This window comes from Mesorhizobium sp. B2-1-1, assembly GCF_006442975.2.
GTDB lineage: Bacteria > Pseudomonadota > Alphaproteobacteria > Rhizobiales > Rhizobiaceae > Mesorhizobium.
In genome coordinates, this window is the sequence record NZ_CP083954.1 from 2798718 (window position 1) to 2825138 (window position 26421).

Annotated in this window: 31 protein-coding genes and 1 riboswitch; of the genes, 26 read left to right on the forward strand and 5 right to left on the reverse strand. The window is 63.9% G+C overall.

All coding sequences use genetic code 11. The annotated features are described in order from the left end of the window. Positions 1-52 precede the first annotated feature (52 nt). Positions 53-406 (reverse strand): transposase, encoded by a 354-nt coding sequence (locus FJ972_RS30360; RefSeq protein WP_226880586.1) that lies wholly within the window; start codon positions 404-406, stop codon positions 53-55. Between the two features lie 132 nt (positions 407-538). Between FJ972_RS30360 and FJ972_RS13765 the strand changes: the two genes are divergently transcribed. Continuing rightward, the gene (locus tag FJ972_RS13765) at positions 539-730 is read left to right on the forward strand and encodes a hypothetical protein (RefSeq protein ID WP_140521536.1); all 192 of its coding nucleotides are present in this window, start codon (positions 539-541) and stop codon (positions 728-730) included. 39 nt (positions 731-769) lie between these two features. Here FJ972_RS13765 and FJ972_RS13770 read toward each other — a convergent pair whose 3' ends face one another. Next, complete coding sequence (locus FJ972_RS13770; protein ID WP_140521537.1) at positions 770-958, reverse strand: hypothetical protein; 189 nt, start codon at positions 956-958, stop codon at positions 770-772. 334 nt (positions 959-1292) lie between these two features. Between FJ972_RS13770 and FJ972_RS13775 the strand changes: the two genes are divergently transcribed. Beyond that, entirely contained in the window at positions 1293-3866 is a 2574-nt protein-coding gene (locus FJ972_RS13775) for a hypothetical protein (RefSeq protein WP_140521538.1), read from the forward strand. Positions 3867-4045: 179 nt separating this feature from the next. On the opposite strand, the gene FJ972_RS13780 is transcribed toward FJ972_RS13775, so the two are convergent. Then, entirely contained in the window at positions 4046-4873 is an 828-nt protein-coding gene (locus FJ972_RS13780) for an O-methyltransferase (RefSeq protein WP_140515917.1), read from the reverse strand. A gap of 183 nt (positions 4874-5056) precedes the next feature. Between FJ972_RS13780 and FJ972_RS13785 the strand changes: the two genes are divergently transcribed. The 6 genes from FJ972_RS13785 to msrA all read left to right on the forward strand — a co-directional run bounded on the left by FJ972_RS13785 (position 5057) and on the right by msrA (position 7533). Continuing rightward, the gene (locus FJ972_RS13785) at positions 5057-5794 is read left to right on the forward strand and encodes a glycoside hydrolase family 108 protein (protein ID WP_140521539.1); all 738 of its coding nucleotides are present in this window, start codon (positions 5057-5059) and stop codon (positions 5792-5794) included. 2 nt (positions 5795-5796) lie between these two features. Continuing rightward, positions 5797-5997: a hypothetical protein gene (locus FJ972_RS13790; RefSeq protein WP_140499933.1), complete on the forward strand. Its 201-nt coding sequence runs from the start codon at positions 5797-5799 to the stop codon at positions 5995-5997. Next, positions 5994-6233: an ABC transporter permease gene (locus tag FJ972_RS13795; RefSeq protein WP_140521540.1), complete on the forward strand. Its 240-nt coding sequence runs from the start codon at positions 5994-5996 to the stop codon at positions 6231-6233. The genes FJ972_RS13790 and FJ972_RS13795 overlap by 4 nt, the downstream gene beginning before the upstream one ends. After that, positions 6218-6418 carry a hypothetical protein gene (locus FJ972_RS13800; protein WP_140499930.1) on the forward strand — a complete coding sequence of 67 codons (201 nt, stop codon included), beginning with the start codon at positions 6218-6220 and terminating at the stop codon, positions 6416-6418. Before FJ972_RS13795 ends, FJ972_RS13800 begins: the two co-directional genes overlap by 16 nt. 100 nt (positions 6419-6518) lie before the next feature. Next, a complete protein-coding gene (locus tag FJ972_RS13805; RefSeq protein ID WP_140521593.1) occupies positions 6519-6830 on the forward strand; it encodes a hypothetical protein in 312 nt (103 codons plus the stop codon). Between the two features lie 184 nt (positions 6831-7014). Continuing rightward, complete coding sequence (gene msrA, locus FJ972_RS13810; protein ID WP_140521541.1) at positions 7015-7533, forward strand: peptide-methionine (S)-S-oxide reductase MsrA; 519 nt, start codon at positions 7015-7017, stop codon at positions 7531-7533. Positions 7534-7671: 138 nt separating this feature from the next. Here the strand turns inward: msrA and FJ972_RS13815 are convergent, their stop codons facing one another. Beyond that, on the reverse strand, positions 7672-7989 hold the full coding sequence (locus FJ972_RS13815) for a hypothetical protein (RefSeq protein ID WP_140515911.1): 318 nt from the start codon (positions 7987-7989) through the stop codon (positions 7672-7674). 218 nt (positions 7990-8207) lie between these two features. After that, a riboswitch (TPP riboswitch) is annotated at positions 8208-8321 on the forward strand. Here FJ972_RS13815 and FJ972_RS13820 point away from each other — a divergent pair. The 4 genes from FJ972_RS13820 to FJ972_RS13835 all read left to right on the forward strand — a co-directional run bounded on the left by FJ972_RS13820 (position 8312) and on the right by FJ972_RS13835 (position 11553). Continuing rightward, positions 8312-8920, forward strand: coding sequence for a YkoF family thiamine/hydroxymethylpyrimidine-binding protein (locus tag FJ972_RS13820; protein WP_140499924.1), 609 nt, complete (start codon positions 8312-8314; stop codon positions 8918-8920). (Overlaps the previous riboswitch by 10 nt.) Before the next feature lie 98 nt (positions 8921-9018). Continuing rightward, entirely contained in the window at positions 9019-9774 is a 756-nt protein-coding gene (locus tag FJ972_RS13825; RefSeq protein WP_140521594.1) for an ABC transporter permease, read from the forward strand. Then, positions 9771-10538 carry an ABC transporter ATP-binding protein gene (locus tag FJ972_RS13830; RefSeq protein ID WP_140500163.1) on the forward strand — a complete coding sequence of 256 codons (768 nt, stop codon included), beginning with the start codon at positions 9771-9773 and terminating at the stop codon, positions 10536-10538. The genes FJ972_RS13825 and FJ972_RS13830 overlap by 4 nt, the downstream gene beginning before the upstream one ends. Further along, a complete protein-coding gene (locus FJ972_RS13835; RefSeq protein WP_140521542.1) occupies positions 10531-11553 on the forward strand; it encodes an ABC transporter substrate-binding protein in 1023 nt (340 codons plus the stop codon). The genes FJ972_RS13830 and FJ972_RS13835 overlap by 8 nt, the downstream gene beginning before the upstream one ends. A 168-nt stretch (positions 11554-11721) precedes the next feature. On the opposite strand, the gene FJ972_RS13840 is transcribed toward FJ972_RS13835, so the two are convergent. Continuing rightward, positions 11722-14124, reverse strand: coding sequence for a tetratricopeptide repeat protein (locus tag FJ972_RS13840; protein WP_140521543.1), 2403 nt, complete (start codon positions 14122-14124; stop codon positions 11722-11724). Between the two features lie 148 nt (positions 14125-14272). Here FJ972_RS13840 and FJ972_RS13845 point away from each other — a divergent pair, with 148 nt between their 5' ends. From FJ972_RS13845 to FJ972_RS13910, 14 genes are all read left to right on the forward strand, one after another. After that, positions 14273-14452 (forward strand): hypothetical protein, encoded by a 180-nt coding sequence (locus FJ972_RS13845; RefSeq protein ID WP_224619446.1) that lies wholly within the window; start codon positions 14273-14275, stop codon positions 14450-14452. Between the two features lie 95 nt (positions 14453-14547). Beyond that, on the forward strand, positions 14548-14712 hold the full coding sequence (locus FJ972_RS13850; RefSeq protein ID WP_023757858.1) for a DUF3309 family protein: 165 nt from the start codon (positions 14548-14550) through the stop codon (positions 14710-14712). Between the two features lie 479 nt (positions 14713-15191). Continuing rightward, positions 15192-15917 carry a GntR family transcriptional regulator gene (locus tag FJ972_RS13855; protein WP_140499919.1) on the forward strand — a complete coding sequence of 242 codons (726 nt, stop codon included), beginning with the start codon at positions 15192-15194 and terminating at the stop codon, positions 15915-15917. Between the two features lie 3 nt (positions 15918-15920). After that, positions 15921-16973: an ADP-ribosylglycohydrolase family protein gene (locus FJ972_RS13860; RefSeq protein ID WP_140499917.1), complete on the forward strand. Its 1053-nt coding sequence runs from the start codon at positions 15921-15923 to the stop codon at positions 16971-16973. After that, a complete protein-coding gene (locus FJ972_RS13865; RefSeq protein ID WP_140521544.1) occupies positions 16970-17953 on the forward strand; it encodes a PfkB family carbohydrate kinase in 984 nt (327 codons plus the stop codon). Before FJ972_RS13860 ends, FJ972_RS13865 begins: the two co-directional genes overlap by 4 nt. 40 nt (positions 17954-17993) lie before the next feature. Further along, on the forward strand, positions 17994-19055 hold the full coding sequence (locus tag FJ972_RS13870) for an ABC transporter substrate-binding protein (RefSeq protein ID WP_140499914.1): 1062 nt from the start codon (positions 17994-17996) through the stop codon (positions 19053-19055). 65 nt (positions 19056-19120) lie between these two features. Further along, positions 19121-19990 carry an ABC transporter permease gene (locus FJ972_RS13875; RefSeq protein WP_140521545.1) on the forward strand — a complete coding sequence of 290 codons (870 nt, stop codon included), beginning with the start codon at positions 19121-19123 and terminating at the stop codon, positions 19988-19990. Continuing rightward, positions 19990-20778, forward strand: coding sequence for an ABC transporter permease (locus FJ972_RS13880; RefSeq protein WP_140521546.1), 789 nt, complete (start codon positions 19990-19992; stop codon positions 20776-20778). Before FJ972_RS13875 ends, FJ972_RS13880 begins: the two co-directional genes overlap by 1 nt. Next, complete coding sequence (locus FJ972_RS13885) at positions 20778-21842, forward strand: ABC transporter ATP-binding protein (protein ID WP_140499909.1); 1065 nt, start codon at positions 20778-20780, stop codon at positions 21840-21842. The genes FJ972_RS13880 and FJ972_RS13885 overlap by 1 nt, the downstream gene beginning before the upstream one ends. A gap of 58 nt (positions 21843-21900) precedes the next feature. After that, positions 21901-23151, forward strand: a complete 1251-nt coding sequence (locus FJ972_RS13890) for an aconitase X (RefSeq protein ID WP_140521547.1) — start codon at positions 21901-21903, stop codon at positions 23149-23151. Then, a complete protein-coding gene (locus FJ972_RS13895; protein WP_140521548.1) occupies positions 23148-23594 on the forward strand; it encodes an aconitase X swivel domain-containing protein in 447 nt (148 codons plus the stop codon). Before FJ972_RS13890 ends, FJ972_RS13895 begins: the two co-directional genes overlap by 4 nt. Positions 23595-23840: 246 nt before the next feature. Continuing rightward, the gene (locus FJ972_RS13900; protein ID WP_140521549.1) at positions 23841-24437 is read left to right on the forward strand and encodes a thioredoxin family protein; all 597 of its coding nucleotides are present in this window, start codon (positions 23841-23843) and stop codon (positions 24435-24437) included. 27 nt (positions 24438-24464) lie between these two features. Further along, positions 24465-26090 (forward strand): FAD-binding protein, encoded by a 1626-nt coding sequence (locus tag FJ972_RS13905; RefSeq protein ID WP_140521550.1) that lies wholly within the window; start codon positions 24465-24467, stop codon positions 26088-26090. Beyond that, positions 26087-26413 carry a ferredoxin family protein gene (locus FJ972_RS13910; RefSeq protein WP_140499901.1) on the forward strand — a complete coding sequence of 109 codons (327 nt, stop codon included), beginning with the start codon at positions 26087-26089 and terminating at the stop codon, positions 26411-26413. Before FJ972_RS13905 ends, FJ972_RS13910 begins: the two co-directional genes overlap by 4 nt. Positions 26414-26421 lie beyond the last annotated feature (8 nt).

Below are 26421 nucleotides of genomic sequence, written 5' to 3' on the forward strand. Positions count from 1 at the left end.
AGGAACCATTTGCGCAGCGGTGGGTGCCTGCCCTGCATGACGGTCCCAGCGATCATGGAGGCTGTTTCCAGCACCCAGGCCTGTCCCTTTGCCTGCGCATCCGAAGCCACGGCCGAGCCTCGAGGCGCCATGCTTTTCCGGAATCGCAGCATGGGCATGTGAAGCCGCCCGGCCAGCGCTTGTTGAACAGGTAGTCGGCGCTCCACGAACTCCTCGATCGACGGTGGGTTGTCGTTCTTCCACCGGGAGAGCTAGTTCCGACACCCAATTTCCTGATGGGTGAATTTCTGGCCAGTCGGCGCCCGATGGCCGAAGAATACAATTTTAAGCAAATGTTTCCGGATTGGTCTATTCTGTTACCTGGGGGCAGTTCAGGTGCAATACAGCGGAAACACCCACGGAACACCTTGGCTTTAGGGTTGCCAGTGCACTTCGATGGCGCAGCTGGCAGCTCTGCGATGTATAATTTTAGCTAGGCGTAAACTTTGGCATGTTCGTTGCACCTTACCCCTTGAGGGGGCCACAGGGGTTGGAACCGATGTATCGAAATGACACAGAACTGTTCGCGCGGGCGAGCGCGCGGGGCATTACGATCTATCAACGCTCGAAAACGGTGTGGATCGCGGCCGGAAGCTACCGGGACCGCGACTATGCGGTGAAGGGGCGGACACCCGCCCTTGCGCTCGCCTTGTGGAAGGAGGCCACCAGATACAGCGGGTCGGGACTTTAGAGCCTGTCCTTGCCGTCTGGATGAAGCCTCAAAGGCGATCTAGACGCCCGCTACGCGACAGAACATCTGCAAAGCCGTCAGGGCGCGGGCCTCGGTCGGCTCTTCGCCTCCTGCCTGTGAATCCGCCGGCGCCGTCACCGCTCCAACGGATTTGTACCGGGAAGCGAACGGCCTTTCTTCTGCCGTGCGGTTGTCGTTTGCAGCGACGACAATCGCGGATTTTTTCATCGGAAATCACACCTTGTGGAAGCGCTGCGACATTGACGCTCCCATAGCGCAAGCCACCGCAGTGCGCGGGTGTTAACACGGCAGCCAGTCCGGGAGCAAGCCGGCATTGCTGCTTGTTCAGGAAGTGCGTGCCCGAGGACGGAAAACCGACCGCTGAATTGTCTCTCGCCTGGCCGAGCGATCGTGACCAAACTTCTCAAGGAAGAACCTGAATGACCGTGGCGCCGTGGCCGCACGGGCCAGCGCTTATCCCCTCCGAACCCATCGCCAAGCCGCCAACCAACCCGAATTCCAAGCCTTGCTTTCGCGAGGCTTTTTTTATGGAGCAAGCCTCATGGCCCGACCCGCAACTGCCGCCGTTCGCCTGCTGACGGGCGAGCGCGAACCCGTGCGCCTGGCGACGACGGCAAACCTGGAGACGGTCATCGTCGACGGCGTTGCCTGGATCCTCGGCCTGAAGACGATCGACGGGGTTTTGACCGCCGTCGGCGACCGGGTATTGGTCAAGAACCAGTCGGACGCCCGGCTGAACGGCATCTATACGGCGAGCGAGGGCTACTGGTACCGCGCGGCCGACGCCCGCACCGCGCGCACGATGCAGAAGGGAACGACCGTTCACGTGCAGGAGGGGGTTGTTTCGGGTGGCTTGGTCTACGCTTTCCAGACCCTCAATCCTGTGATCGGCACGAGCGACATCGTGATCTCCTACTATCTGTCGGATGATCCGCTCGGGGATATCGGCGGAGCGCTGGCGGCAGTCATCCACATCGCGGAACTCGCGCGCGACCTGGCCCAGCAATACGCCGCCGACGCCGCGCAGGTTTCGGGCGTCAACGTGCCGATCTACGCTTCCGTGGCGACGGCATCGGGCTCGACGATCGCTGCCGGCGTCAAGAGCATCAGGACCCAGTTCTACGCCCCGGTCTTCACGACCCCGGCAACCCTGGTGGGCGGCGCCAACTATGCCCGCATGTCGCGCGCGGCGATCACCGCCGGCGGCTACCCGGCGCTGGCCTATTTCCGCTCCGCCGACCGTTTCATGCCGGACGGGACGACCGATGCGGTCAATGGCGGGTTTTGGGTGTTGAATGAAAGCGTCGCCACCGCCACGATGTTTGGCGCCCGTGAAGGGCTTGCCGACAACGCGCTTGCGTTAAACGCGCTCGGCTCCTATTGCCGGATTACCAAGGCCGTGCTCGTCCTGCCTGCCGTAGCAACATACTACGCGGTTGGCTCTTCTATCGACTGGCGCGACATCAGCGAGATCAATGGCAAGGGGGCGCTGATACGCGGTGCTTTCGACGGCCTTTCGGCGGTCCGCATCGGTGGGACCGGAACGAATGTTTTGCGCGGCGCAAAGATCTGGTTGGAAGTCCAGAATACACCAGACAAATCTGTTGTCGCCAACACGCGAGGCATTCACTTCGGCGGCATGGCCGAGAGCAAGCTCTGGCTTGCTGCCCGTGGTTACGACGAAGGGCTCTATTTCGACGGCCTGACGGCAAATACAAATTGGGTAAGCAACGAATTCAACATCATCACTCTCTACAACAACGGCTCCCATGTGCATTGCGATCTGGCTGGCGCGAGCTATTTCGTAAACAACCAGTTCCGCGGTGGAACCTGGTACATCGGCACCAACCAGAAGGCGGCGGGTCGCGGGACCTTCAAGCTGACTCTCGCCGGGACCGCTGCCGTTGAAGAGGTGTTGATCGACAGCCCCCAAATCGGCATTGATGGTGGCTCGGCCGGCGTTAGCCATGCAGCTTTCATCTACGCCGCGCTAGGCAGCACCAGCAACCTGACCACCGTGTTTTTCAAGAATGCGCGCATCGAAACTTACAGCGCCTTCACCAACACACTTGCTCTCGTCAACGTGCCATCCGCGACTGGCTTCGCCTCCTTCAACATTGATCTTTTGAGCGCGTCAGGCATCGATGACGCGAACATCCTTTCGCCTGATCTGAAGCGCCTGTTTGTCTCGCTGCGAGATATGTCGAATAGGCCGACTGGAGGGGCCAACTTGGTGAGGCGCTTTCAGGGCGAGCGGTTCTTTCCGGTGCAGGCCGAGGGCCGCATCACGGTACCCGGCGTCGTTTTGTACGACAGCGCGACCGGCGGTTATACAGCTCCATCGCCCTTCCTGACCAACGGTGTCACGGCGCGCACGTCGCGGGCCAACGGCGACGGCCAACTTGTGGTGTCAAGCTCGGGCCAGGCTGTCGGCCACATCTACAAAAAAGCCAACACCACACAGCACGCGTTCCTCAACTTCCTTAACGGTTCGCGCGCCATTACCGTCATCTGTTTCGACGCCTCTGGCACCGTGTTGTCAGGCAATGCCCCGTACTATGCAAAAGGTAGCAACGGCCAGTCAATCGCTCGAACCGGTGCATCGGTTTATGAATTTTCGACCAACTGGCTGTGGATACACCCATCTGTTGCCTCATTCTTCGTTGGGGCGTCCGGATGGATTGGCGCAACGATCATTGAAAGTATCGATTTTGAACAAGGCTTCGCCGCGCCCATACTGCGATTGCGTGATCAAGAGACCGACATCAGCCGGCTTTGCTATAGCTTCCTTATGGAAAGCTATCTTCCCGTTGGAGCGACCATCGAGCGGGCACAATTTGGTGGATATCGAAATACATTCCTACTGAAGACCACCGTCTCCACCGCCGCCATTTCCGGTGCCACCACGATTGGCTTAGCAAGCGTCGCGGGAATCACGGCTGGCGACCGTATTGGAATCGAACTTGACACTGTGATTACCGGAGCAGAGCTCCAATGGCACCACACAACTGTGAACGGCGCACCTTCGGCTAACACGGTGACACTGACCAATGCCTTGCCGGCAGCAGCCGCTGCCGGCCGCGCGGTCAGGCTCAATCGCTGGGTGGTGCGCTAGTTCGGTTTCTTGCAGGATCAGCAATGCTTCGTCGCCATCGGGAAGTACGGCACCTTCAGGTAGTCATCGGCCGCCATGGGGCGGGGTGTCGATGTTCCGGCGCATGCCGAGATAAAGCCTGCGGGCGATATTTCTGAGCAAGGTCTCGCCTCCGATGGTTTATCCGGGCTGTCGTCTCGTCACCGCCTGATGCCCCAGGCATAGGTTCTTTGCTTGGACGCGTTCAGACGGCGCACCTCGTACCGGCCCTGCCGCTCGATCTCGGCGACTGCTTCGACCACGCCATCGAAGGACCCTGGCGTGACGTCGTCGAATACGACCATGTCGCCCTCGCGCTGAACGCCCGAAACGCAGCGATGCTCGGCCAGCACGTTCTTCCTGGTGTGCTGCGCGTCGATGAAGGCGAAGTGGATCCGGTTCACGCCGACCCTGGGCAATTGAAGGAGTGAATCGCCTTGCAGGAAAATGATCCGGTCGGCCAGCGGCTGCCAAGGCCGAAGCAGTTCGGCGCGCGACTTCCTGCCGTCATGGTCGTCGATGCAATTCCAGTAGAAGCGATGATGGTGCGGCAGGACGTCGAGCGTGACGACATGCCCGCAGGCGCCGGCATCGGCGAGTGCCTTGGCCATGCAGATCGCGGAGAAACCACGCGCGGTGCCGGTCTCGACGACGGTGGTGAACGGCCTTGGGCTGTCGGCCAGCTGGCGGCGAAGAAGACTGTAGAGCACCCGCCCGTGCGGGTAGGCGAGCGCGCTGGTCTTGATGGTGATCTGGGTGTGGAGGGCCAGTTCGTCGAGCCAGTCGCGATCGACGGCAAAGCCGGTTTCGGCCTCGAGCCTGTCGATCTCAGCGAATGAGACGCGCCGGGTGGCTTCGAACAGCCTCAGATATTCCTTTTTCGAGGCACGCGGCGCCGAGCCCAGCGGGTCGACGTTCCAGCGGCGATCGATGGCGGCCGACAGCCTGTTGAAGGCCAGGCGCCGCGCGGCGCCAACAAAGTCTCTCATCCCAGACCTGTTCGTCCCAAAATTGTATTTTTTCTAACCATGCGCCGGCCGGCGCGCAAGGCGACCTCCGGTTTTGACGCACTGCAAGTAGGCACCGAGGCGCGCGCAACGGCGACTATCCGCACCCCTGTGCTGCCGGCGATCACCCACTCACCCCATCCACCAGAAATCGAAAGGGATATCATGGACCGCAATTTTACGCGGGCGCTTGCGCTCATCCTCAAATCCGAAGGCGGCTGGTCGGACAATCCGGCCGATCCGGGCGGCGCCACCATGAAGGGCGTCACTCTCGCCAATTTCCGCCGCTACGTGAAGGCGGATGCCGCCAAGGCGGATCTCAGGAAGATCAGCGATGCCCAACTCGCCACGGTGTACCGCCGCTTCTACTGGGATGCGGTGGCTGGCGCCGAGTTGCCCGATGGCGTGGACTACGCAGTGTTCGATTTTGCCGTGAACAGCGGGCCGGGCAGGGCGGCGAAATATCTTCAAGCAGTGGTCGGCGCCGCCCCGGACGGCCGCATCGGGCCCGAGACGCTCGCTGCCGTCAGTTCCAGACCGGCCGCCGTCGTCATCGACAATCTCTGCGATGCCCGCCTGGCTTTCCTGAAGCGGCTTCCGACCTGGTCGACTTTCGGCAAAGGCTGGTCGAGCCGGGTCGGATCCGTCCGCGCACAGGCGCTGCTGCTGACGGCTGTCGGGGCAGGCGAGGCATCGGCCACGCGGCCAGATCCTGCACCGGCCGCTGCTGCGGCGGCGCCGGGCGGCGCTGCTGCCGTAGATGCCGTCGAACCGGTCGCGGCGGCGCCTGCCGGCGCCAACATCCCAGCTGCCACCAAGGCGGGCGGGATCATTGTCGCGTGCCTGCTCGTCGCCTACGCCGCCTGGCACCACATCGCCGCCGCCTTGCAAGGAATGTTCTGATCATGGCCACCACAACCCAGCCGACCATCCGCCCGACCAACAAACTGACGGCCGCGACCATCGCCGCCGCCGCCGTTTCGATTTCCGGCGTCTTCGTGCGCAATGTCTGGCCATCCTGGTACGATGCCGAGACATGGGCCACGCTGCTGCCGCTAGCCGTCTTTGCCGTCGGCTATCTCGTCAAGGACGCGCCAAACCAATGAGCGCGCTCCTCTCCTTCCTGCTCAGCAATTCGACCGTTCTCGGCATCGGCGCGGCCATCGCCGCTGCGTTTGGCTGGGGTGTTCGCCAGCGGCTTGCCGGCGAGCGCGCCGAACGCAGCCGGCAGGCCGCGGCCGAGGCGGCGGCGCGGGACGTCGCCAACCAGGTTGACAACGATATCGGCGCGCTACCCGCCGCCACTGCCCGAAAGGAGCTCAGGTCATGGGCAAGGGATTGATTGTCGCAGCGGCCGCAGCACTTGTCGCGGTAGCCGGCTGCACCACCGTCACCGGCGGATTTTGCGCGGTCTCGAGCCCGCTGCGCTTGTCCGCATCCGCCGTCGCAGCACTGTCGGATGCGGAAGTCCGGACGCTGCTGGCGCACAACCGCAAGGGCGAGAAACTGTGCGGGTGGAAGCCATGACGATCGTGTTGCCGCTCGATTCGGGCCCTGCTGCTCTGGGACCGCTCATCTTCGGTGCCGGATCGGTCATTCTGTTTCCTGATCGCGAGACAATGAAATGATGCATGATCTTTTCGACCTGCTCGGTATCAAGGTGCCGGTGGTGGTCGCCGGCCTTTCCGGCGGCATATTGCGCGCGCTGTCGCGCCACCGCTACAAACCGCGCGAGATGGTGGCCTCGCCGATCTGCGGCGCGCTAGCCGCCGCCTATCTGACGCTGCCCGGGGTCCAGTATTCCCGCGCCATGGGCCTGCCGATGGCCAATGACGACACCACGACCCTGGCGGCCGCATTCCTCATCGGCGTCTGCGCGATGTGGATATCGGATATCGTATTCGAGGTCGTGGTGCGCAGGTTCAGGCCTGGGGAGTGACGCCGCGCGTCCGTGGTGATCGGCAGCAGGACGCGCCCGTCGACTGGACGAAGCCGACGACAATGCCCATCTATGGGAAATCCTGGAGCGGCTGTCATAGCGCCGGGCCTCCAGTTTTATCGTGCGCAATTCCGGACGGAAACGGCTACAACCTTTCCCCGGAGTTGCTTTGGGGAGATTTGATATGGCGACTTCAAGCGAACGCGCGGTGCTTGCCGGCGGCTGTTTCTGGGGCATGCAGGATCTGATCCGACGCATCCCGGGCGTCCTGTCCACGCGCGTCGGCTACAGCGGCGGCGACGTGCCTGATGCCACCTACCGAAACCACGGCACCCATGCCGAAGCCATCGAGATCAATTTCGATCCCGCCAAGCTGAGCTACCGTACGCTGCTGGAGTTCTTCTTCCAGATTCATGATCCGACGACACGCAACCGCCAGGGCAACGATGTGGGGATGAGCTACCGTTCGGCGATCTACTACACCAGCGATGAGCAGAAGCGCGTCGCCGAAGACACCATCGCCGACGTCGACGCCTCGGGCCTGTGGCCCGGCAAGGTGGTCACCGAGGTGGTTCCGGCCGGCGCGTTCTGGGAAGCCGAACCCGAGCATCAGGACTATCTGCAGAAATACCCGAACGGCTACACCTGTCATTTCGTCAGGCCGGGCTGGAAGCTGCCGGTTCGCGAAAAGGCTGTTTCGTAGACGCCCCCGAACCGAGACGAAGGCCGATGGCGGTTTACGTCTCAGGCGCCTGCCTGTTCGGCGAGGGTGAAACATAAAGAGACGGAAACGCCACGGAACAGGCGCCCCGTGGCATTCTCCAGCAGTTTCGGCGAATGGCTACTTGCCGCAATGCTTGTCATTGACGGTCGGCGAAGCGGTGCCCGGAGCGGTGTGGCTGGCATCCGGCTGAGCACCTTGTGGGCTGGCCGGACAGTTCCGGTCCGCGTTCGAATTCATGCCGTCGGGCATGACGGTCGTGCTGCCGGTCGTGCCAGGATCCACCGTGTTCGGCGATGCCGGCGTGTTCGGGTCGACCGTGACCGACTGGCCGCTGCCGGGCCCATTATTGGCGCCGTTTCCGCCAGCACTTTGCGCCATCGCCGAAGTCGCGAGACCAATGGTAAGAGCCGAAGCTGCGAGGATTTTCATGAGCATGGTTTGTCTCCATTTCTGTGAAGTCTTCGCTCGTTTCCACGAAGTTCGTCGCGTTTGCGACTATAGGGACAACCACTCGTCGTGGCTAAGGTTCCGGACAAATTTCCCTCAAGACCGGGCCCGACGGAACCGCCCATAAATCAGGCCTGGCGCAATGCATTTCCGGCGATGGTCCTGAAAAAACAGCTTTCATAGCCGCCCGATTGGTGCTTTAACGCGTCCATCCACAGGGGTGCTCCGTACGGTCGGGGCTGAGACGGGGGCGGCAAGCCCACAGACCCTAGAAGCTGATCTGGGTAATACCAGCGGAGCGAGGCGGGCGATGTTTTCAGGCGCACAGATTTCCCTATATCCCATGTCCGGCGATTTTGTCGGCGTCATCCTTGGCGCGCTCGGGGCACTGGACCCCTATCGTGATCGACTGCGGATCGAGACCGACGATATCTCGACCTTGCTTGTCGGGCCGCCCGAGGTGCTGTTTCCTGCCATGCGCGACCTGTTCGTGGCGGCAGCGCGCAGCGGCAAGCATTGCGTGCTTTCGGCCGCCATCTCGCGCGGCTGCCCGGGCGAGCCGGACGATCCGATCTGCCGCTCCGACGCGTTTGGCGGACCTGCCGGGCCGCTCGGCCCGCGCAAGGAAGCGGCTATCGCCGCCGTGCGCGGCGTGGCCGTCACCGGCCAGCCGGCGGCGGCGCAGTTCTCGCTTTACGTCATGGGCACCGACGACCACATGGACGAGATCTATGGCTGCATCGACTTCCTGAAGCAGTCGGGCGTATATGAGCGCTCCAAGCATTTCTGCACAAAGTTGCGCGGCGACGCAGGCGCCATTTTTACCGCACTCAACGAGGCCTTTTGCCGCTTCGGGCCGGGTGCCGGTCACGTAACGCTCGACGTCACCGTCTCGGCCAACAGCCCCACCGCCGTCTGACGGCGCGCCCCGCGCCATCCGCTCCGGGTACCTGCGTGTCCTCCCCGTCCGCCCCTTCGCGTCCGATCGTGGACCTCATCGCCAGAACCGCTCCGGCGATGCTTTCGGTGGGGCTGCTGCTAGCCGCGTGGGAACTCTATGCGCGCTTTGGTGGCATCAAGCCGACAATCCTCCCGGCGCCATCGCGCGTCTTCGCTCAGGCAATGCTCAACCGGCACGCGCTGGCCGATAACGCCGTGCCAACCCTCCGTGCCACGCTCGCAGGCTTTGCCTGTTCGCTCGGCGGTGCCTTTGCGATGTCGATATTGATCGACTTCTCCCAGCCATTGCGGCGCGCCCTTTTTCCGGTCTTCGTGGTCAGCCAGACCTTGCCGCTGGTGGCGATTGCACCGCTGGTGGTGCTGTGGTTCGGCTTTGGGCTGATGCCCAAGATCATGCTGGTGGCGCTGGTCACCTTCTTTCCGATGTTGGTGGCTTTGGCCGAAGGATATGAGGCGACGGAGGCTGAGATCGGCCAAATGCTGCGCGCCATGGGGGCAGGGCGCTGGCGTGTCTTCGTCCTGGCGCGGCTGCCCTCGGCGCTGCCCTACTTCTTCGCCGGTGTCAGGATCTCGATCACCTATGCTGTCGTGGGCGCCATCTTCGCCGAATATGCGGGCGCGGCGAAGGGCCTCGGCATCTACATGCTCAACGCCAAGAACAACTTCCGCCCGGACCTGGTGCTGGCCGCCGTCGCCGTCAGCGCCGTGCTGACGCTCGTCCTGTTCGGGCTGACGATGCTGGTCCAGCGCCTTGCCATGCCATGGGAACGGACCGCCGGCGGGCGGGCCGCAGGAAAGGGGCCGTGGCGATGAACCGGCTCGAACTGCGACATGTGCGCAAGGCCTTCGAAGGACTCGACGTGCTTGCCGACATTTCGCTCAGCGTCGGCGCCGGCGAATTCGTCTCCATTCTGGGCCCCTCCGGCGCCGGCAAGTCGACGCTGTTCCAGCTTCTGACCGGCGCGCTTCACGGCGAGGGCGAGATATTCTTCGACGGCAAGCCGCTCGATGACCACGGCCGGCATTTCGCTTTCATGCCGCAGCGCGACGCGTTGATGCCTTGGCGGCGCATTCTTGACAACGCCACGCTCGGGCTTGAGGTGCAAGGTGTCAGGCGCAAGGCTGCCCGCGCTCGCGTTGCTCCGCTGTTCGAGGAATTCGGACTTGCCGGTTTCGAACGGCATTTTCCGGCGCAGCTTTCCGGCGGCATGCGCCAGCGCGCGGCCTTGCTGCGCACCGTGGTGCAGGAACGCGATATGCTGCTGCTCGACGAGCCGTTCGGCGCACTCGATGCGCTGACCCGCGCCGCCATGCAACGCTGGTTGGAACAGATGTGGCGGCGCCACTGCTGGACGGCGCTGCTGATCACCCACGACGTGCGCGAAGCTGTGTTCCTGTCCGACCGCATCTATGTGCTTTCGGCGCGGCCGGCGCGCGTCGTCGCTGAGATCACCGTGCCGCTGCCGCGTCCACGCGAACTGGCCGGCGGCGCTGCACGGCAGGCCGGCACCCTCGAAGCCGAGATCCTCGACATCCTCCTCAACCCGAGCCACCAGAAGGACACGGACCATGACTGACCTGACGCGCCGGCAAGCCTTGCTGCTCACTGCCGCTGCCGGCCTTCCCCTTGTAGCCCGGCCAGGCCGATCTCTTGCCCAGGCGGCCGCCCGGAAAGTAACGGTGGCGCTGGACTGGACGGTCAACACCAACCATATCGGCCTGTTCGTCGCTCGCGACAAAGGGTTTTACAGCGAGGCCGGCCTCGAGGTCGACATCCTGCCCTACAGCGATACCGGTGCAGGCACGCTGGTTGCCAACCGCGTTGCCGATTTCGGCATCAACGGCTCCATCGGCCTCTTCACCCAGAAAACCGCCGGCGCCGATCTCAAGGCGGTCTATGCCGTGGTGCAGTCCGAAACCGGACGGCTGGTGTTCAATGCAGCGCGTGACGAGATCAAAACCCCCAGGGATCTTGACGGCCTGACCTATGGCGGTTTCGGCAGTGCCTGGGAAAACGCGCTGATCTCGACCATCATCCGTCACGATGGCGGTAAGGGGGCTTTCGAAACGGTGACGCTCGGCACGTCCGCCTATGAGGCGCTGGCCAACGGTTCGGTCGACTTCACGTTGGAGGTCTCGACCTGGGAAGGCGTCGAGGCAGAACTGAAAGGCGTCAAACAGCGAAGCTTCGTCTATGCCGACTACGGCGTGCCCGACGAGCACACCACGCTGATCTCCTCTAGCGATGCGTATCTGCGTGCAAATCCGGAATTGGCGTCGGGCTTCATACGGGCAACGCGGCGCGGCTACCAGTTCACCGTCGATCATCCCGAAGAAGCGGCCACACTGCTGATCGCCGCCAACAAGGACGCCCTGACCAATCCGGCATTGATCCACGCCTCGCTGAAGACGCTGATCGACGGGCACTATCTGCGCCGGCGAAACGGCGCCATAGGCAGCATGGACCCGGCCAAGATGGAAGCGATCGGTTCCTATCTCTTCGCCGCCGGCATCCTCCGGAACGGGGACGGCGAGCCCGTTGCCCGGCAACCGGATTTTGGCAACTATTTCAGTAACTTCTATTTGGGGTAGGGATCAAACCGCATCGGGCGCCAGCGCTGCTCAAGCTGATTGCCTTTCGTCAGCCTCGTCAGAGCTGCGCCCAAGGCAAAACCTTTACCGCAATAAAGCACAGAGCGGCGACTGCCATTACGCCCAAACCACTCCAACGCAAAATCCGCGCCCTCCCGAAAAGCCCGTCTAATCTACCCCAAGGCTCAGTGCCTTCTTGCGATCGGCCTGAGCACGCTTGCGGTTGCCCTTGGCTTCCCACGCCCGGCTCCGCGCCTCGTAGGCGGTTGCGAAATCCGGCTTAAGCCTTATCGCCTGGCTGAAATCCGCGATGGCCCCTTCATAGTCCGCTCTGCTGGTTCGGAGCACGCCTCGACCGAAATAGCCAAAGGGGTTCTTGTGATCGAGGCTGATGGCCTTTTCGAAATCGTGCAGCGCGGCGACGTCCTCGTGCCCTCCCATCCATAGGAGGCCTCGATCGGCATAGACCCTTGCGTCCGCGGGGTTGAGATTGATGGCCTTTTCGAAGTCGGCAAACGCCCCGTCGTAGTTTTCCTGGAAACTGAGGTTCTGGCCGCGACTGTAGTAGGTCTCGGCTATATTCGGATTGATCGCGATCGCCTGCGTGTAATCGGCAACAGCATGAGCATAATCGTTCTTGGCCTCCCAAGCCATGGCCCGGGCCAGATAGGCGTCATGAAATGCCGGGACCAGTGCGATCGCCTTGCCATACAGGGCTATGGCGCCGTCATAGTCATTTTTCTCATGCAGCCTCCGACCCTTGGCGAAAAGCGCCTTGGCGGCCGAATCAGTATCGCTCGGTGCGGCCGAACCGGCGGCTGAACTGGCGGTGGCCGCCGCCGAGCTGACGGCGCCGAGCGTGGCGGCCGCCATATCGCCCTGTCCCTTCGCAGCCACAGCCGCCTTGCGGGCGACCGCGTAATCGCGATTGTCGGGATCGAGCTTGATCGCCTGGCCGAAGTCGGCGATTGCCTCGTCATAGTCCTTCCTGTCAGCACGCGCCATGCCGCGCCCGTAATGGCTGGCGTCGTCTTTCGGATCGATCTCGATGGCTACCGAATAGGCGGCAATCGCGCGCCCCGCGTCGCCCTTGGCGTGCCAGGCCATGCCCATGCAGAAGTAGGCGTCGCGCGCTTTTGGATCGAGTGTTGAAGCCCGGCTGCAATCGGCAAGAGCGCCTTCGGCATCGCCTGACGTGATCTTGGCGAGGCCCCGGCGAGAATGAGCCGCAGCAAAATTGGGGGCGAGCTGGATGACCGTGTCGTAATCGGCGATCGCTTGCTCGTAAACGCGTTTGGCGGCCTGGGCCTTGCCGCGGCCGTAATAGGCGAACCGGTTGTTCGGATCGAGCGCAATCGCTTTGTTGTAGGCGCCGATCGCCTGATCGTACTTGCCCATGTCCAGGAAGGCATCGCCGCCAAGGATCGCTTCGAGGGCGCGGGGATCGGTCGCCTCCAGAACCCTTGCGGCCAGCGTGTCTTGGGTGGCAGTGATATCCGGAACGACGGCTCGCTGCTTTTGCTGTTGGGTGTCCGGCAACGGTGCCGGCTTGCTTTGGTCGGCGGCAAGCTGAGCGCCGCAGCTTCCTGCCCGCGTCGGATCAAGCTCGATGGCGCGCAGGCAATCCGCCGCCGCTCCGGCGCTGTCTCCCTTGAGTGTCCTTGCGCGGCTGCGCCCGAGATAGGCGTCCACATTGTCGGGATCGAGGCTGATCGCCTTGTCGAAATCGAGAAGCGCGCCCTCGAGGCCATACTTCGACAGCCGCATCCGCGCACGCTCGATCAAGGTCTTTGCGGCTGCGCGATTGCTGGTCGTATCCTTGGCGGCGGATAAGTCCTCGCCGGGCGCCTGTTCAGCATCGTCATCGGTGACAGTGGGATCGAACTCACTCTCGGCGGCGCGGGCGATACCGCGTTTGACATTGGCCAATATGTTGTTGGGATCGATACGGACCGCCTCGTCATACTCGGCCAGGGCCTGTTTCGGGTCGCCCATCCTGTCCCAGGCGATGCCCAGGCCCGCATGCGCCTTGCCATTCTGAGGGTCCGCCTCGATTGCCTGTTGGAAATCGATGATGGCCGCGTCGGTCTTGCCCTTGTGCAGGAAGGCGAGGCCACGGTTGCTGTAGGCATCGCTGGAGGACGGCTCCAGGCTGATGGCGATGTTGAAGTCCGCGATCGCACGGTCGTCGTCTCCATTGCTGAACCAGTCGGCGCCGCGGTTGAGATACGCGGAAGCGTCGTTCGGATCGAGCGCGATCGCCTCGCTGTAGTCGGCGATCGATCGGTCGTATTGCTTCTGGTCGCCGAGAGCGACGCCCCTTTGGAAATAGGCTGTGGCGCGGCTGCGCGCTGGCTCTGCGGCGTCCTCCGCAATCGCGGAGCAGGCAACAATGCGCTTGTCCGACTCGATGTCCTCGCCGAAGCAGGTTGCATAATCCTTCTCGGCTGCGAGCGCAGGCGTGTTCCGGGCGAGAGCGGCGCCAAGCCCGGCTGAGGGCCACCGGTCGGGCGCAAGGCTTGTCAGCGCGATCGCGGCGGCGAGGAGCCCCGCATCCTTCCACCTCATCATATCGCTGGTCCCCCCAAAACTTTAATCCGCCTTGGCAGCTAGGTTCCCTACTGTTCCTTATTTGTTCCAGAAATGCAAGCATGAATTGCAAATCCGCTCTCACAGATCTGACGATGCAAGATCGAGATAAGTCGAAGTGGATCCGATCTTGACGCTCAACCGCCTGTTTTTGCTGTCGGCTTTATCCTTCTACAATCTCGCCGTTTACGCCGTAGTCACGTTCCTTCAGCTTTATCGTATCCTGCGCGTCGGCCGGTCGGAAAGCCCCGCCATTGCGGCAGGACTGCTGCACGAATTGCGCCGTCGCCTTCTCGACGTCATGCATTAGGTGGAACGCGAACGCGTTCAAAGCGTTGTCTGTGAGCAACATTCTCAACCCAGAAGTGCCGAACCGGCGCGCAAGTGCCTGCGGGAGTGGAAGCCATGAGTCTTGGAACCATCCTTATCATCATCCTTATCCTCGCCCTGCTCGGCGGCTTCAGTGGCCTCGGCGGCGGTCCGTTCTACGGAACCGGTTATTATGGTGGCGGCGGGCTGGGGCTTGTGTTGCTGATCGTCATTATTCTGGTCGTGCTCGGACGCATCTAAAGCGCGTCGTGCACGTCGTTCTCACAAGGCGAGAGCCGCTTTTGGGCGACATGCATTGTTTGGGCGACATGCATTGGTCGCTGATCGCGATCCCGTGACCAATGTCGATGCCGGTGCGCACCGGATCGTGATGCGGGCAAACAGGCTTGTGATCGGGCCTCTGGCGAAACTCCCGTAAGGGGATTTCGGTCCACACCCCGCGTGGAAAGCAAGAGGAGAGGTCCCACCCCTTGTCCTCCTCCAAGGCCCGCCCCGGTTCCCGGAGCGGGCTTTCGTTCTTCTGCCGGTAGGGTCACCGCAGCAGGATCGCGACACGGTGCGACGCGTCCAGCACTGGGGAAATTCCTTCTTCGTTGCCGCCTGCGGCCGGCGGATCGTCGAAAGCAGTGCATCGGGGCACATGACCCGTCCCATTGACAAAGCCGCTATACGAGGAGAGATTAAACAGGACTAGACAGGTTCATTATACAGGTACGAATATGAAGCGGAGCGCGATCAAACTGTCTCCCGGCACGGGCAAGCCCGAGCAGATCGCCACCGTTCTGGAATACGAGATCCGCTCCGGCGTGCTGGGTTTCGGCGACCGTCTGCAAAGCGAAAACGAACTCGTGCAGCGTTTCTCCGTCAGCCGCAACACGGTGCGCAAAGGCTTGGAGGAACTTTCCAGCCGCGGATTGATCACCACAAAGGTCGGTATCGGCTCCTTCGTCACCTTTGACGGCAAGCCGGTCGATGATGCGATCGGCTGGTCGCGCGCGCTGGCCAATGCCGGCGCCAACGCCGAAACGCGGACGCTGCGGCTGGAGGTGATCGAAGACCACGACCTTGCCGTGCTGTTAGGCGTCGAAAGTCCGCTCTTCATCGCCGTCGACCGGGTCCGCACCAATGCCAGCGACGGCCATGCCATCTCCATCGAACGCAGCCGCCTGCCGCTGTCGCCAGAGCTGGAGGACGTGCCTCTGCGGGGCTTGCGCGAAGGCTCGCTGCACCAGACGCTACGCGAAGCGGGGCTTGTACCCGACCATGGCGAGGAGTGGGTCGACATCGAGATGTTGAACGCCCATGACGCCGCTATCCTCGGGTGCCCGCAAGGCACACCCTTCCTGCGCGGCCGTCGCCTGACGCGTGCGGCCGATGAGCGGCCGGTCGAATATGTCACCAGCCTGCTCAATCCCGCCCATTTCGCGCTGCATATGAGGTTCTGAGCGATGCCGGAGAACGAGCTTGAGATGGACCGCGCCATGGGTGCGCTCGTCGGCGGGGCGCTGGGCGACGCGCTCGGCATGCCGACGCAGCTTCTGTCGCCTCAGCGCATCGCCGAACTCTACGGCCATGTCGAGGATTTCGTCTCGCCCTTTGCCGATCATCCGGTGTCGAAAGGGCTGCCGGCCGGGACTATCACCGACGATACCGAGCAGGCGCTGCTGCTCGGCCGCATCCTGGTTGCCTCAGGCGACCGCTTCGACCATGCGCGCTGGGTCAACGCGCTGCTCGACTGGGAGCGCGAGGTCAAGGCGCGCGGCAGCTACGACCTTTTGGGACCGTCGACCAAGCGCGCCATCGACGCCATCAACAAGGGCGTGCCAGCCGAGGAGGCTGGGCGCGGCGGCGACACCAATGGCGCGGCCATGCGCATCGCGCCGCTCGGCATCATGATGCAGCCGGAGCCGCTGGATGCGCTCGTCGACAAGGTGGCCGAAACCTGCCGGGCGACACACAACACCTCGATCGCCATTGCCTCCGCCGCGGCGGTCGCGGCCGCCGTCAGCCGCGGCATCGCCGGCGGCGACTGGCGCGCCGCGTCCGACAGCGCCGTCGCGGCGGCGAGGCGGGGGGCGACACACGGCCACTGGGTGACCGGCGGCGACATCGCCGCGCGCGTCGCCTGGGCGCAGGATCTGATCCGCGGCAAGGCGCCACGAGACGCGGTCCGGCTGATCACCGATCTGGTCGGCACCGGCGTTGCCAGCCAGGAGTCCGTTCCGGCCGCTTTTGCTGTGCTGGAGGTCGCCGGCGGCGATGCTTGGCAAGCGGCGGTCATCAGCGCCAATCTCGGCGGCGACACCGACACGATCGGCGCCATCGCCGCAGGCATGGCCGGCGCCTGCACCGGCCTTTCACGATTGCCGCAGGACCGCATCGCCCGCCTCAAAGGCTTTGACATGGCGGGCGTTCGTGCGCTCGCCGCCGATCTCGTCGCGGCGCGGACCTCGCACAGTCGCCTGGAGCAGGCCGGCCCCGGCAAGGACGCGGCGGCATGAGCGCGCGTCTCGTCCATATCGGCAGCGCGGTGGTCGACTATGTCTACCGTATCGATGCCTTGCCGGCGCCGGGCACGGAGAAGACGGCTTCGAGCTATGCGCAGGTCGCCGGTGGCGGTTTCAACATGATGGTCGCGGCAATCCGCACCGGGATGAAGGTGGTATTCGCAGGCCAACTCGGCAGCGGACCCAATGGCGACTTCCTGCGCGCCGCCTTCGCCGTCGAAGATATCAACATTCTGACGCAGCCTTCGCCTCTGATGGATAGCGGCAACTGCGTCGCCATGATCTCCAGCGATGCCGAACGCACCTTCGTGTCGTGGCCGGGGGCGGAGAGCGTGCTCAGCCTCGACATGATGGCTCCGGTGCTGGTCTCGACCGAGGATTGGGTGTTCACGTCAGGCTATACGCTGAGCTATCCCGGCAGCCGCGACGCGCTCACCGACTGGATCGAGACGCTGCCGGCGGACATTCCACTTGTCTTCGACCCGACGCCGGTCGTTTCGGACATTTCGCGCGCCACCCTGTCGCGGGTGCTCGCCCGCACGACCTGGCTGAGCTGCAATACGACGGAAGCCGCCGACATTGCCGGCCCGGGCGATGCCGACGCCCTTGCGGCGCGATTGCTTGCCGATCATTGTCCCAAGGCCGACGGCGTCGTCATCCGCTGCGGCGCCAGGGGCTGCCATATCCGACTGGCGGACGGTTCCGCCGGGACCATTCCCGGTTTCAAGGTGGCGGCGGTCGATACCAACGGCGCCGGCGACACTCATATTGGCGCCTTCGTAAGTGCGCTCGCGCGCGGCATGCTGCCTTTCGAGGCGGCGCGCTACGCCAATGCGGCGGCGGCCATTTCGGTCACTCGCCATGGCGGTTCATCCGCGCCCACAGACGCGGAGATCCGGACTTTCCTGAGCCATGCCGACGGTGGCTCGACCGGCGCGCGAGGCCAGAACCGGAAGGCCCATCAGACAGCCTGATTAAGCCCGGGAAGCGGGCAAACAAAAGAGAGGAACGAACATGCGCATGCCTGACTTTACTGCCCTGCTGACGGCGACGGCCGTCTTCACCTCCGCACTTACTTTTGCCGCCAAGGCCGATGAAGTGCACGTGCTCAACTGGAAGGGCTACGGCGCCGACGAGCCATGGGCGATCGCCGCCTTCGAGAAGGCGACCGGCCATAAGGTGGTCAACGACTTCTTCAATTCCGAACAGGAAATGCTGACCAAGATCCGCACCAATCCCGGCCTCTATGACGTCGTCATGATCAACGCCGCCTTCAACGACCAGGCGATGGCTGAAAAGCTGATCCAGCCGATCGACACCTCCAAGCTGCCCAACTATGCCGATATCAGCAAGGACAAGGCGAACTCGCCGATGCTCGACCATGACGGCAAGGTCTATGGCGTGCCGTGGGTGTGGGGCCTGACCGCCCTTGCCATCAACGAAAAGTCCTTCGACAAGCCGCCGACGTCGATCGCCGAAATGTGGAATCCCGCCCACAAGGGCCGCGTCGTCATCCGCGACGACGCCGTCGAGGCGGTGCAGTTCGGCGCCATCGCGACGGGCCAGAACATCAACGACATCAAGGATATGGACGCGGTCAAGACGAAGCTCACCTCGCTGATGCCGCAGATCAAGACCTTCTGGAGCTCGGAGAACGACTGGAACCAGATGGTGGCTTCCAACCAGATCGACATCGGCACCTATTGGAGCGGTTCGGCCGACCGCGCCAAGACGCATTTCAAGCTGCCGGTCTCGCTCGTGATCCCGCAGGAAGGCGCCGTCGCCTGGCTGGACGCCTTCTCCATCCCGGTCGGCTCCAAGAATGTCGCGGGCGCCGAAGCCTTCATCAATTACATGATCGATCCGAAATTCTATGTCGAATGGGTCACCAAGGTCGGTGCACCGGTGTCGGCCAACACCAAGGCGGTGGAAGCGTTGCCCGAGGATTCGTTCAACCGCAAGGTGATGGGTGATCCCACAGTCGCCAAGCGCATCCAGTTCCAGGCTCCGATCACCGATGCGCAGCGCGAAGCTTATCTTACGCTCTGGCAGCAGCTCAAGGTCGACGTGAAGTAAAACCCGCGCCAGGGCCAGCCGGCGTTCGCGCCGGTTGGTCCTTCCAATCCGGGGAGGAGGATAGCATGGCAGCAGAGGGTGCGGTCGCAGTGCGCGGCGGGCTGAGGTCGGCACTGCCGCTGCTGGCGCCCGCCTATCTCTGGCTGACGGTGGCGATCTTCCTGCCGTTGTCGGCCATGGTGTTCTTCTCGTTCATGACCGACCTGCCGCTGACGGGAAAGCCGTGGGCGTTCACGCTTGGCAACTACGCCGCCTTCTTCTCGCAGAACCTTTACCTGACGCTGCTGCTCGCCTCGCTGCGCCTCGGCCTCGAGGTGACCTTGTGGTGCATCGTCATCGGCTATCCCGCGGCTTATGTACTGGCCAAGGTGCTGAAGGGGCGCAGCCGCGAGGCGATCTTCCTGCTCGTCATCCTGCCGTTCTGGTCGAACGGGCTGGTGCGCATCTTCTCCTGGGCGATGGTTCTGCGCGAAGGTGGCATTCTCGACACCGCGCTCAACGCTGTGCTGCCGTTCAAGATCAACATCGACCTCATGTATTCCTATCCGGCGATCATCATCGGACTGGTGCACTCCTATGTGCCCTACATGGTGCTGACCTGTTATCTCACTTTGCAGGCGATCGACGATTCATTGCTCGAGGCCGGACGCTCGCTCGGCGCCTCGCGGCTGCAGGTGCTGAAGCGGGTCATCATCCCGCTGTCGATGCCGGGCCTGGTGGCGGGCGCGGCCCTCATATTCGTGCCCGTCGTCGGCTCCTTCATGGAGCCGCGGATCCTCGGCGGCCGCAGCGGCACCTTTTACGGCACGGTGATCGAGGACCAGTTCGTCGCCGTGTTCAACTGGCCGCTGGGGGCCGCACTCTCCTTCATTCTGCTGGCCGTCGTGCTGATCATTCTGGCGCTGGCCGCACCGGTGCTGCGGAGGGTGGCGTGATGGCGACGACGCGTATCCTGGAGTGGCTCGGCCGCTTCTATATCGCGGTGCTGCTCGCCTTCCTGTATTTGCCCATCATTATCATGGCGCTGATGTCGTTCAACGTCTCGCCATTCTACCAGCTGCCGTTCGAGTGGACGACGGAATGGTACGCCTCGCTGTGGCAGAACGACCAGCTCATCGCCGCCACCTGGAACAGCATCGAGATCGCCGTCATCACCACGGTCATCTCGACCGTGCTCGGCTCGGCGGCGTCCCTGGCGCTCTACCGCAATGAATTCCGCGGCAAGAAATTCCTGCAGGCGCTGTTGTTCCCACCGATCGCCATTCCCTGGCTGATCACCGGCACGGCGATGCTGATCTTCTTCTTCGGCATCGGCATTGGACGCGGCCTGTTCGCCATCCTGCTCGGCCATGTCGCGCTGGCGCTGCCCTATGTCATCGTCGTCGTCTCGGCCCGGCTGCAAACCTTCGCGCCGGAGTTGGAAGAGGCGGCACGCTCGCTCGGGGCCAATCAGTGGCAGGTGACGAACCGGGTTACGCTGCCGTGGATCATGCCGGGTGTGATCGCGGGCGGCTTGTTTGCGTTCGCCGTGTCGTTCGATCAGTTCGTGGTGTCCTACTTCCTGGCGACGCCGGGGCAGACGACGCTGCCGGTCGAGATCTACGCCGCGATCCGCAAGGGTTTCACGCCCGAGATCAACGCGGTCTCCACCATCATAATCGTGGTGTCAATGGCGCTGATGCTGCTCACAGCGCGCTTCTTCAAATTCGGCGGAGAGAAATAATGGCGGGCGTCCAGGTATCAAACGTCTCGCGCAGCTTCGGCGCGCACAAGGCGTTGGACGACGTCTCGATCGATTTCGTAGATGGCGGCTTCTACGCGCTGCTTGGGCCATCAGGCAGCGGCAAGACCACGCTGCTCAGGCAAATCGCCGGCTTCGATTTTCCCGACAGCGGCCGCATCGCCATCGGCGGCGAGAGCGTCGAGCGGGTACCGGTCGAGAAGCGGCGCATCGGCATGGTGTTCCAGAACTACGCGCTGTTCCCCAATATGAGCGTCGCCGACAATGTCGCCTTCGGCCTGTCGGTGCGCGGCGAGGCCAAGGCGGTGATTGCCACCGAGGTGCAACGCGCGCTCGACCTCGTTCAGCTCGGCTCGCTCGGCGGTCGCAAGCCGCATCAGCTCTCCGGCGGCCAGCGCCAGCGGGTCGCGCTGGCGCGCGCCATCGTCACCAAGCCACGCGTGCTTTTGCTCGACGAGCCGCTCGGCGCGCTCGACAAGGCGCTGCGCGTCGACATGCAAATCGAGCTCAAGCGCATCCAGCGCGAGATCGGCATCACAACCATTTTCGTCACCCACGACCAGGAAGAGGCGCTGACGATGAGCGACCGCATCGGTATCTTGCGCGATGGCCGGCTGGTGCAGGAAGGGCCGCCGGAGGAGATCTACGACAGGCCGAAAAGCGAATTCGCCGCCATCTTCCTCGGGGATGCCAACATCTTTCGCGGCGATACCACCGGCAACGGCATCCGCTTGGCGGACGGCACGACGATCGCCGCCGGGGCCGGCGCCAGGCTTGCCGCCGGCGCAAAGGCAAGCTGCGCCGTGCGTCCGGAGCGTATTCGGATTGCCCTGGATGCCGGAACTTCGGGCGGCGATGCCAACATACTGAAGGGCCAGGTTTGCAAACGCATCTTCGCCGGCAACAACAGCACCTACTTTGTCGAGCGTGCCGGCCAGACGCTGAAGGTCATCGTCCAGAACACCGGCGCTGACAGGCTGGCGGAAGGTCAGCATGTCGTACTACGCTGGTCCCCGCAGAGCACGGTGTTGATCCCTGCGGGGTAGTTCACTGAACTGCTGGCGTTCCTTCGCGCCATAAGATCGAGTAGGGGCCAGAGCGGCAATGACGTTGGAATTGACTGCCGAGGACCAATCCATGCTCGACGGCGAGCAAGGGCCGTCGGCGGCCGCGGCCATGAAGATCCTCGTCGCCTTTTCCAAAGCCGTCGGAGCGGACAGCCTCCTCGACATTGCCGGCGCCCATATCGATGGCTGCCTCTACCATGGCACGGCAGGGCTCGATTTCGTCGAACGGCTGGTCGAGGGCGGCGGCCGCGTGCAGGTGCCGACGACGCTCAATGTCGGCTCATTCGATCTCATCCATCCCGGCATGGTGAAGATGCCCGCGGCGGAGGAAGCGCCGGCGCGGCGGCTGATGAAGGCGCATATCGAGCTCGGCTGCCAGGCGACCTTCACCTGCGCGCCCTACCAGACGCGGTTCCGGCCAGATTTCGGGCAGCAGATCGCCTGGGGCGAATCCAACGCCATCGTGTTTGCAAATTCGGTGATCGGCGCGCGCACCAACCGCTATGGCGATTTCATCGACCTGTGCTGCGCCATGACGGGCCGCGCGCCGGCCTGGGGCCTGCATCTGAGCGAGAACCGGCGCGGCCGCATCCTGTTCGAGCTGGACTTTGCTGAGCCAGAGCCGAGCGACGCCCTGTTCGTCGGCGTCGGACTGATCATCGGGCAACCCAGCGGCGATCGCGTTCCGGTTGTCACAGGTCTGCCACGGCCGCGCGACGAGGACCAGCTGAAGGCGCTGGGCGCGGCAGCAGCGACTACCGGCGCCGTGGCGCTGTTCCATGCGGTCGGCATCACGCCCGAAGCGGGAACGCTCGACGAGGCGTTCCATGGTCAAGCGCCGGAAGAGACGATCCGCATCACGCGCGCCGATATCGATCATGCACTGGCCAAGCTGTCGCGCGTACCCGACGGGGCGCCGCTGGCGGCCGTGTCGCTGGGCACTCCGCATTTCTCGCATGCGGAATGGATGCGCCTGCTGCCCTTGCTGCGTGCCATCGCGCCGGGCAGGGGCATCCCGATCTATGTCAACACCGGTCGCGCGACGCTGACGCGATTGCAGGAGGAGGGCGCGCTTGATGGCACACAGGCGTTCGGCCTGATCCCCGTCGCCGACACCTGCACCTATGTCACTGCGATTCGGGAACGGCTCGACGGCGTGGTGATGACCAATTCCGGCAAATGGGCGCATTACGCTCCGGGCAATATCGGCGTGACGGTTGCGTTCGCGGATATGGCGGATTGCATCCGCTCCGCCGCGGTGGGGCATGTCGTGCGGGGCGCGTCATGACCGCGCCGGTGGAACCGGGCGTCGTCCAGCGATCCGGCACCTTCCAACTGGCCGGGAGTGCCGAGGGTCGGGCGTTGGTATTCTCGCAACCGCTGAGCTTCTGGGGCGGCGTTGATGCCACGACAGGCGACATAACGGATCACTCGCATCCTGGCCTCGGCCAGAACGTCGCCGGGAAAATCCTGATCATGCCGAGCGGGCGCGGCTCCTCGTCCTCATCCTCGGTGCTGGCCGAGGCAATCCGCAGGGGCACGGCGCCGGCCGGCATCCTCCTGGAACGGCCTGACCCGATCCTGGCAGTGGGCGCCATCGTCGCGGAATTTCTCTACGGGATCAGCATGCCGCTGGTGGTCTGCGAGATTGACGGCATTGTTTCCGGCGAGCGGATCGCGATCGATGTCGGCGGGGACAGGGCAATTGTCCGCAAGGAAACCGTTTCCTGACCAAGCTCGACGCGGACGACGAAGGCAGTTGGCGCTTCGCTCCCCGCCAAATCTCATTTCTTTCAAAACGGCCTTCCGTTCGAACAAACTTTTCGCCCGGCCCGAAACATTGGCAGGATATTCCAAGCGGCGCGGTTGACCGGAGGCGGGTTGTCTAGCCTATAATTCTACTAAATTCATAGACTAACTTCGTCCGGCGCTGCACGGCATGGTCCGTCTGAGCGGCAGCAAGAAGGGAGCGCATCGATGCCGAAGACAGAATCCAACTCGATCGAGCTTGGCACCAAAGCGGCCGATTTCCTGCTGCCCGACGCACAAGGCGTGCTGCACCGGCTCGGCGATTTCGATGCAAAGCCCGCCTTGCTCGTCGCCTTCATCTCCAACCGCTGCCCTTTCGTCGTGCTGATCCGCGAGCAGCTTGCCGCTTTCGCCAGGGAATATGCGGGCAAGGGGCTGCAAGTGGTGGCCATCAATGCCAACGACCATGAGGCGCATCCCGAAGAGACGCTGGCCCGCATCGGCGAGGAAGTGGAGAAATTCGGCTATTCCTTCCCCTATCTCAAGGATGCCTTGCAGCAGACGGCGAAAGCCTATGGCGCGGCCTGTACACCCGACTTCTTCCTGTTCGGCGCCGACCGGCGGCTTGCCTATCATGGCCAGTTCGACGATGCGCGGCCGGGCAATGGCAAGGCGGTGACGGGTAACGACCTGCGCGCGGCGGTCGACGCGGTGCTGGAGGGCGGCAGGCCCGCCGCCGGCCAGGTGCCGTCGATCGGCTGCAACATCAAATGGAGCGCCGGCAATGAGCCGGCGTGGTTCTCGGGCGCTGCGCGCGCTGCTTAGCGCCTCGCACTCCTTCGCAGAGCATCCATGTCCATGCCTCAAAAATCCGCGTCCGACAGGCTGCAACTCCAGACCGACGTGCTCGTGCTGGGCGGAGGCCCGTCCGCAGCCTGGGCGGCGGTCGCCGCTGCCGAAAGCGGCGCGCAGGTGGTGCTGGCCGACAAGGGCTATCTCGGCACCAGCGGCGCCACCGCGCCGTCCAATACGGGTACCTGGTGCGTACCGCCGGGCGACAACAGGCATGCGGTGGTCGAGCGACGCTGGCAGCGCACCGGCGAGCTTGCGGACCAGCGCTGGATGCTGCGCTGCGTAGACACGGCCTATCGCAACCTGCTCAGGCTTTCCGAGTGGGGCTATCCGTTCCCGAGCGAGGATGACGGCCGGCTCTACATCGCCAATCTGCGCGGGCCCGACTACATGCGCTTCATGCGCCGCCGTGTGCTTCTGGCTGGCGTTACCGTGCTCGACCATCATCCGGCGCTGGAACTCCTGTCGGATGGCGATGCCGTCGTAGGCGCGGCCGGTATCGGCCGGCAGGCCGGCCAGGACTGGCGCGTCGACGCCAACGCAGTGGTGCTGGCGACCGGCGGCTGCGCTTTCCGTGAGCGCATCCTCGGCGGGACTGGACTGACCGGCGACGGCTATCTGATGGCGGCGGAGGCCGGCGCCAGCCTGTCGGGCATGGAGTTTACCGGCAAATACACGTTGGCGCCCTTTGGATCTTCGCTGAACAAGGGGCTGCCGTTCCGCTGGGCCTCGTTCCATCGCGAGGATGGATCGCCGATCCTGGGCCCTGCCGGTGAGCCGCTGCGCAACGGCATCGGCGACCGCGAGGACGAGGTGGCGCGCGCATTGATCGGGGGACCGGTCTATGCGCGCCTCGATCAAGCGGAACCAGCGCTGCAAGGCTGGTTGCGCCAAGGGCAGCCGAACTGCTTCGTGCCTTATGACCGCGCCGGTGTCGATCCATTCACCGAGCTGTTCCGCATCACCCTTCGCGCCGAAGGCACGGTGCGCGGCACCGGCGGCATCGACATCGTCTCCGACGACTGCGCCACCGGCGTGTCCGGCCTCTATGTCGCAGGCGACGCCGCCAGCCGCGAGATCATGACCGGAGCGGTATCGGGCGGCGGCGCCGTCAACTCCTCCTGGGCGCTGGCCAGCGGCTGGTGGGCGGGCAAGGGCGCCTCAGCCCATGCAAGGCGTCGCGGCGGCAAGGCATTCCGCGGCACCGCGGAACCGCTCGGCCAGGCCGGCCTGCGCCCGGCGGCAGCGGCGCGCGCCGACATCGCGGCAGCCGAGGTCATCGAGGCTGTGCGCAACGAGGTGACGCCGCTCGACAAAAATTTCTTCCGCAACGGCGAGAGCTTGGAGAAAAGCCGGGGGCGGCTGGAGAGTGTCTGGCGCGACGTGCGCGACCATCTGCGGGGCGAAGGGGTGGACCGGGTCCGCGCGCGCGAGGCGGCGTCGATCGCCGCCGCGGGGCGCTGGTCGGTGGCGGCCGCGCTGCATCGGACAGAAAGCCGCGGCATGCATCGGCGCACCGATCTGCAGGGCAAGAACCCGGCCCTCGCGCATCGGCTGGTCATCACCGGCGTCGACGACTTCCGCATTGCCGGGGCGCCGGAGCGCCTGGCGGAGCTGGCGTCATGATCGAGATCGTCTCGGCCGCGCGCTGCGTCGAATGCGACATCTGCGTCAAGGTGTGCCCGACCAATGTGTTCGACGCTACCAAGGACGGCGCGCCTGTGATCGCCCGTCAGGACGACTGCCAGACCTGCTTTCTCTGTGAAATCTACTGCCCGACCGACGCGCTTTACGTGGCCGAGTTCGCCGAGGGGCCGACCGGCATCACGGAAGCGCAGGTCGAGGCACGTCAACTGTTCGGCGGCTACGCCCGCGCGCTCGGCTGGAAGCGCGGCAAGGCCGGCGGCTCTGAATTCGACCCGACGCACCGCATCCGCGTGGCGCAATAGGAAGCGAC

Coding starts and splice junctions, on each gene's coding strand:
- FJ972_RS13860 (WP_140499917.1), top strand. CDS start 15,921: ATGCCGGAGAACGAGCTTGAGATGGACCGCGCCATGGGTGCGCTCGTC.
- FJ972_RS13795 (WP_140521540.1), top strand. CDS start 5,994: ATGAGCGCGCTCCTCTCCTTCCTGCTCAGCAATTCGACCGTTCTCGGC.
- FJ972_RS13765 (WP_140521536.1), top strand. CDS start 539: ATGTATCGAAATGACACAGAACTGTTCGCGCGGGCGAGCGCGCGGGGC.
- FJ972_RS13820 (WP_140499924.1), top strand. CDS start 8,312: ATGTTTTCAGGCGCACAGATTTCCCTATATCCCATGTCCGGCGATTTT.
- FJ972_RS13895 (WP_140521548.1), top strand. CDS start 23,148: ATGACCGCGCCGGTGGAACCGGGCGTCGTCCAGCGATCCGGCACCTTC.
- FJ972_RS13830 (WP_140500163.1), top strand. CDS start 9,771: ATGAACCGGCTCGAACTGCGACATGTGCGCAAGGCCTTCGAAGGACTC.
- FJ972_RS13770 (WP_140521537.1), bottom strand. CDS start 958: ATGAAAAAATCCGCGATTGTCGTCGCTGCAAACGACAACCGCACGGCA.
- FJ972_RS13910 (WP_140499901.1), top strand. CDS start 26,087: ATGATCGAGATCGTCTCGGCCGCGCGCTGCGTCGAATGCGACATCTGC.
- FJ972_RS13790 (WP_140499933.1), top strand. CDS start 5,797: ATGGCCACCACAACCCAGCCGACCATCCGCCCGACCAACAAACTGACG.
- FJ972_RS13890 (WP_140521547.1), top strand. CDS start 21,901: ATGACGTTGGAATTGACTGCCGAGGACCAATCCATGCTCGACGGCGAG.
- FJ972_RS13865 (WP_140521544.1), top strand. CDS start 16,970: ATGAGCGCGCGTCTCGTCCATATCGGCAGCGCGGTGGTCGACTATGTC.
- FJ972_RS13835 (WP_140521542.1), top strand. CDS start 10,531: ATGACTGACCTGACGCGCCGGCAAGCCTTGCTGCTCACTGCCGCTGCC.
- FJ972_RS13880 (WP_140521546.1), top strand. CDS start 19,990: ATGGCGACGACGCGTATCCTGGAGTGGCTCGGCCGCTTCTATATCGCG.
- FJ972_RS13905 (WP_140521550.1), top strand. CDS start 24,465: ATGTCCATGCCTCAAAAATCCGCGTCCGACAGGCTGCAACTCCAGACC.
- FJ972_RS13850 (WP_023757858.1), top strand. CDS start 14,548: ATGAGTCTTGGAACCATCCTTATCATCATCCTTATCCTCGCCCTGCTC.
- FJ972_RS13855 (WP_140499919.1), top strand. CDS start 15,192: ATGAAGCGGAGCGCGATCAAACTGTCTCCCGGCACGGGCAAGCCCGAG.
- FJ972_RS13900 (WP_140521549.1), top strand. CDS start 23,841: ATGCCGAAGACAGAATCCAACTCGATCGAGCTTGGCACCAAAGCGGCC.
- FJ972_RS13840 (WP_140521543.1), bottom strand. CDS start 14,124: ATGATGAGGTGGAAGGATGCGGGGCTCCTCGCCGCCGCGATCGCGCTG.
- FJ972_RS13870 (WP_140499914.1), top strand. CDS start 17,994: ATGCGCATGCCTGACTTTACTGCCCTGCTGACGGCGACGGCCGTCTTC.
- FJ972_RS13875 (WP_140521545.1), top strand. CDS start 19,121: ATGGCAGCAGAGGGTGCGGTCGCAGTGCGCGGCGGGCTGAGGTCGGCA.
- msrA (WP_140521541.1), top strand. CDS start 7,015: ATGGCGACTTCAAGCGAACGCGCGGTGCTTGCCGGCGGCTGTTTCTGG.
- FJ972_RS13815 (WP_140515911.1), bottom strand. CDS start 7,989: ATGCTCATGAAAATCCTCGCAGCTTCGGCTCTTACCATTGGTCTCGCG.
- FJ972_RS13825 (WP_140521594.1), top strand. CDS start 9,019: ATGCTTTCGGTGGGGCTGCTGCTAGCCGCGTGGGAACTCTATGCGCGC.
- FJ972_RS13775 (WP_140521538.1), top strand. CDS start 1,293: ATGGCCCGACCCGCAACTGCCGCCGTTCGCCTGCTGACGGGCGAGCGC.
- FJ972_RS13885 (WP_140499909.1), top strand. CDS start 20,778: ATGGCGGGCGTCCAGGTATCAAACGTCTCGCGCAGCTTCGGCGCGCAC.
- FJ972_RS13780 (WP_140515917.1), bottom strand. CDS start 4,873: ATGAGAGACTTTGTTGGCGCCGCGCGGCGCCTGGCCTTCAACAGGCTG.
- FJ972_RS13785 (WP_140521539.1), top strand. CDS start 5,057: ATGGACCGCAATTTTACGCGGGCGCTTGCGCTCATCCTCAAATCCGAA.
- FJ972_RS13800 (WP_140499930.1), top strand. CDS start 6,218: ATGGGCAAGGGATTGATTGTCGCAGCGGCCGCAGCACTTGTCGCGGTA.
- FJ972_RS13805 (WP_140521593.1), top strand. CDS start 6,519: ATGCATGATCTTTTCGACCTGCTCGGTATCAAGGTGCCGGTGGTGGTC.